The following is a 4788-nucleotide window of genomic DNA, read 5'->3' on the forward strand; positions in this document are numbered from 1 at the left end:
CCCATGAACCCGATACCAATGGTTCGCGCCTCCACACGCTTCTATCAACCACACAAGCCACCTTAAGGCCTTGCCACAGTGGACACATATTGAGCGCCTAACCCCTCTCGTGTGGATCACCTTACCCCACTCATCAATCCCACACAGTTGAAAAACCCCTTTTGCAATAAATACCAACACCAAGTATTTTAATATCTTTCATGGCCCTGCTCCTTTTTTTAAAAATAGAAACTCTATGTTGGCGCATTATAACGCCCTCTTTAAGGAGGGGCACTTTTCATTAGGTTACTTAGCCACTGGGCCCGCAAGGTGGTATAGAAAACCTACACTTCTAATCGCATCCCTTTGCATTTTCCCAATTTGACAGTCCGCGTACGCTGATTTATGATTGCGGGTTCTATTAAGATTTAAACGAGTTGCCTTATGAAACGGACCTATCAGCCTAGCAAACTGAAACGAAATCGAAGGTGTGGTTTTCGTGCGCGAATGGCAACAAAAAATGGCCGTCAAGTACTGAATCGCCGCCGCGCGAAAGGAAGAAAGCGTTTAACCGTTTGATGGAAAAAGGCTTTTCCGAAAGTTGGCGAATCCGTACAACAGATGAGTTTCGCTGTGTCTATGTGACGCGTCAACAGGTGATAGGACGTTACTATTTGCTTTATTATCGAGAGAATGAAATAAAACATTCACGATTAGGTGTAGTGATAGGCAAATACAATGTGAGAAAAGCCGTGTGGCGTAATCGCCTCAAACGAGTAGTCAAGGAGGCTTTTCGAATAAGAAAGAAGGGGTTACCGGCGTTTGATATCGTCGTTGTCGCTAAAGCCTCTTCAGTGGAAGCTGGTAACAAAGAGCTGTATCAATGCATAAACAAATTGTTCACGCAATTGGAAAGGCAATCCAAACACTCCTCCTCGGTTTGATCAAAGCTTATCGACACCTGATCGATCCAATGTTAATGAATTCTTGTCGCTTTTATCCTTCCTGTTCTTGTTATGCCGAAACTGCCTTAAAGCGCTTCGGCGTGATAAAAGGTATTGGTTTAACGGTTTGCCGCTTACTGCGGTGTCATCCATTCCATCCTGGGGGGGTTGATATGGTGCCTGAAAAGTCCAATGAGATGACATAATTAGTGGATATTAAACGAATAATTTTATATCTCATTGTTGCGCTTTTAGCTATTGCACTGTTTAACGCTTGGCAGCGTGACTATCCACCGCCGGAGCCAAGTCCGACAGTAAAACACTCAACTGCCAATACTGATCACTCGACCGCTTATACCCCTCCTCCTTTCACTCTGGGGATGGCTGAGAAAACAAAAGGGGTAGGGACGATTGTTTTTATGGCTAAAGTGCCAAAAGAGCGGCTGATCACGGTAAAAACCGATGTCCTTGATATCCAAATAGATACTCATGGTGGGAACATTGTTTTGGCAAAGTTACCTAAATATCCAGTTTCCTTAGAGGAAAAACAAACTCCGGTACAAATTTTAAGCAGCGAACCGAATGAGTTGTACGTTACTCAAAGCGGGTTAACAAATGGAAATGGTCAACTAACAACAGTTCAATTTGAGTCGGAAAAAAAGCAATATGTTTTAGAAAATGGTCAGAATCAACTCATCGTCCAACTCATCGGCCGAACTCCTGACAGACTCCTAGTTACGAAGACCTATACGTTCCATCGCGATGATTATGCCATTCACTTAGCCTATCAAGTGAAGAATAACACCTCTAAACCCTGGCAAGGCAGCCTTTATACTCAAATTACCCGCCGTCAACCGCTGACGGAACATCGTCATTTTTATGTCAGAAGTTATAACGGCGCCTCTATGGGAAGTCCGCAAACTCCCTATGAAAAGCTGAGTTACGAAACGCTGGATAAAGAAAATATTGATCGAATAAGCCAAAATAGTTGGATTGCCATGCAACAACATTACTTCTTGACCGCTTTGGTACCGGGGAACCCCGAATTAACTTATCACTATTACAGTCACGTGATTCCAGTGAGCGGTGAGCCAAACGTTTACGTGCTTGGTTTTGTTAGCCCTCAAATGGATATGGCCGCGGGGAGCGAAGCCGCCACACATGCTACACTTTATGTCGGCCCCGAAATTGCTAAGCGATTAAAAGGGTTATCACCCGGATTAGAACGAACGATCGATTACGGATGGCTATGGCCGATTTCCATGCTTTTGTTTTGGATTCTCAGCGCTGTTCATGCTGTCGTTAAGAATTGGGGTTGGTCTGTTATTGTCACGACGATTCTTATCAAAATCGTTTTTTATTGGTTTTCAGCGAAAAGTTTCCGTTCAATGGCGCGCATGCGTGAAATGCAACCGCGGATACAAGAACTAAAAGAACGGTATGGCGATGACCGACAGGCGTTAAGTCGCGCGACGATGGAGTTGTATCGCAAAGAGAAAATTAATCCATTGGGTGGCTGCTTGCCGATATTAATTCAAATACCGGTATTTATTGCTTTTTATTACGTTATTATTGAAAGCGTCCAATTGCGTCAAGCACCGTTTATTTTGTGGATTTATGATTTATCCGTTAAAGATCCCTATTATATTTTGCCCATTATCATGGGTTTAAGTATGTTGGCTCAACAATGGTTATCCCCCACTTCACCAGATCCTACGCAACAAAAAATGATGTGGATTCTGCCCGTGATTTTTACAGTCTTTTTCATCAATTTTCCTGCGGGATTAGTCTTGTATTGGATCACCAACAACGTGGTGCAGACGCTGCAACAATGGTATGTCAATAAAACGTATGAGAGCCATAAAGCGAAATTAAAAGCTCGGCGCGTTCGGAAGCGGAAAAGATAAAGTCCCGTATTTCGCTTTGCTCCATACGGGCTACCGGATATTAATTGTTGACGATTAGGGGTAGTGAGAGCCGGTTTGATTTTGGTTTGCAGCAAGTCAGAGTCCCATCGTTATTCCAAATGTAATCTCCTACTTGTCTTTACAGGCGGCAATATTTATAGAAGTATACTAATGTGTGCCTTCGCGACTACAACGTCAAGTCATGGCGGTTCCCTTAGTGGAACAGGGCGCACATAAACGTATGTAAGGACCGTGAGGTCAACAGTTTGTTGTTTGTCCCTTTCGGTAAAAATTGAATTCGGGAGGGATTAGTCTCCTAGGTTAGCCCGCAATTCTTATAGGTAACTCCTCTTGAAGGTATCCCTGTTTTCGCAGGTAAGGTCATGCTCATCTCCAAAAGCTATTACAGTCAGCCCTAGGAGGACTAAACTCGCTATTATTGTTTTTGATCTGTTCATGTTATGATTTGTTATTTTTAAGTCCTGGAGAAATTATATCAAAGATGACCATGTGCTCCCCGAAACCATTGTTGCCCAAGCGACGCCTTCAGGTCGAGGGGGGATTGGGGTTGTTCGCGTTTCAGGGAAAAAGACTAAGGACATTGCTCAGAAAATCTTGGGGTGCGTTCCTAAGCCTCGGTATGCGACGTTTGTTAAATTTCGGGATTCAGAATTAATAATTGATGAAGGAATAGCCCTCTATTTCCCTAAACCTCATTCATTTACCGGCGAAGACGTTTTAGAGCTGCATGGTCACGGCGGTCCTATGGTCATGGATCGTTTATTAAATATCGTTTTAAAAGCCGGCGCGCGCCAAGCCCGTCCGGGGGAATTTTCTGAGCGGGCCTTTTTGAATAACAAAATAGACCTCGCGCAAGCGGAAGCGGTTGCTGATCTCATTAACGCCTCTTCAGAACAAGCAGCTCGTTCAGCAATGCGTTCGTTGCAAGGTAAATTTTCAAAACGCATTCATCAATTGGTGGATGCTTTAATCCAGTTACGAATGTATATTGAAGCATCCATTGATTTTCCCGAAGAAGAAATTGATTTCCTTGCCGACGAACGGATAAAAGAGACATTAGAAAATTTAATACGTCAAGTGCAAGAAATAGAAAAAACCGCCAGACAAGGCGCCCTTTTGCGCGAAGGTATCACCGTTGTTATCGCGGGCGAACCCAATGTCGGTAAATCCAGCCTATTAAATTTATTAAGCGGACAAGAAACCTCCATCGTGATAGAGATCCCAGGGACTACGCGGGATATTATTCGCGAGTCGATTCATATTGACGGCTTGCCAATTCAGATCGTTGATACCGCTGGTCTTCGTCTTACTGAAGATATGGTTGAAAAAGAAGGCATACGCCGCACACAAAAAGCTGTTCAACAGGCCGATTTATTATTATTAATGGTTGACGCATCAAAACCAACGGAAGATTTTAAAAAAATCATCGCTCGATGGTTTTTCGAAAACGACAAGAAAATTCCAACCGTAATTGTTGAAAATAAAATTGATTTAATTGATGAGGCCCCTTGTAAAGAAAATAAAGAGTATCCGCATATCAAACTCTCCGTTAAAACTCGCGCTGGTGTTGAGCTCTTAAGAAACTATTTAAAAAATACCGCTGGATTTGAAGCCACCCACGAAAACAATTTCATTGCTAGAAGACGCCATTGCGATGCCATCGCACGAGCCAGCGCTTTTTTAAAAAACGCCAATAACCATCTCTTAAACCAAAAAACGGGCGAACTAGTCGCTGAATATTTAAAACTAGCCCAAAATGCGCTCTCCGAAATCACCGGCAAATTCACCTCCGATGATTTACTCGAAAAAATATTTTCAGAATTTTGCATCGGAAAATAATCACCCTTTCCCGTATTCTGCTTTGGTCTATACGTATATGGCCCCAGGGTTGTTGTCAACAATCAGTTTTGACGAAAAGAACGTATATGCGGCTTCAC

The 4788-nt window shown here is 43.1% G+C and carries 5 protein-coding genes and 2 pseudogenes; 6 read left to right on the plus strand and 1 reads right to left on the minus strand.

Annotated features, from left to right (window positions below; genetic code table 11):
• Positions 1–202: pseudogene (locus OWO34_RS08780) on the minus strand (IS110 family transposase); the annotation flags it as partial.
• A gap of 221 nt (positions 203–423) precedes the next feature.
• On the opposite strand from OWO34_RS08780, the gene rpmH reads away from it, so the two are divergent.
• The 6 genes and pseudogenes from rpmH (at position 424) to mnmE (ending at position 4690) form a co-directional block, all read left to right on the plus strand.
• Positions 424–558 carry a 50S ribosomal protein L34 gene (gene rpmH / locus OWO34_RS08785; RefSeq protein ID WP_267257223.1) on the plus strand — a complete coding sequence of 45 codons (135 nt, stop codon included), beginning with the start codon at positions 424–426 and terminating at the stop codon, positions 556–558.
• Positions 555–923, plus strand: a complete 369-nt coding sequence (gene rnpA, locus OWO34_RS08790) for a ribonuclease P protein component (protein WP_267257224.1) — start codon at positions 555–557, stop codon at positions 921–923. The genes rpmH and rnpA overlap by 4 nt, the downstream gene beginning before the upstream one ends.
• Positions 863–1129, plus strand: a complete 267-nt coding sequence (yidD, locus tag OWO34_RS08795) for a membrane protein insertion efficiency factor YidD (RefSeq protein WP_267257225.1) — start codon at positions 863–865, stop codon at positions 1127–1129. Before rnpA ends, yidD begins: the two co-directional genes overlap by 61 nt.
• A 3-nt stretch (positions 1130–1132) precedes the next feature.
• Positions 1133–2830, plus strand: coding sequence for a membrane protein insertase YidC (gene yidC / locus OWO34_RS08800; protein WP_267257226.1), 1698 nt, complete (start codon positions 1133–1135; stop codon positions 2828–2830).
• 175 nt (positions 2831–3005) lie between these two features.
• A complete protein-coding gene (locus OWO34_RS08805) occupies positions 3006–3077 on the plus strand; it encodes a hypothetical protein (RefSeq protein ID WP_267257227.1) in 72 nt (23 codons plus the stop codon).
• A 192-nt stretch (positions 3078–3269) separates the two neighbouring features.
• Positions 3270–4690 (plus strand): annotated as a pseudogene (gene mnmE, locus OWO34_RS08810) (tRNA uridine-5-carboxymethylaminomethyl(34) synthesis GTPase MnmE).
• The last annotated feature ends 98 nt before the right edge of the window (positions 4691–4788 follow it).

This window comes from Coxiella endosymbiont of Ornithodoros maritimus (assembly GCF_907164965.1).
In the GTDB taxonomy this organism is placed as follows: domain Bacteria; phylum Pseudomonadota; class Gammaproteobacteria; order Coxiellales; family Coxiellaceae; genus Coxiella.

Bases quoted from the DNA above. Each gene is read 5' to 3' on its own strand.
- yidD (WP_267257225.1), top strand. From the start codon at position 863: ATGCATAAACAAATTGTTCACGCAATTGGAAAGGCAATCCAAACACTC.
- rpmH (WP_267257223.1), top strand. From the start codon at position 424: ATGAAACGGACCTATCAGCCTAGCAAACTGAAACGAAATCGAAGGTGT.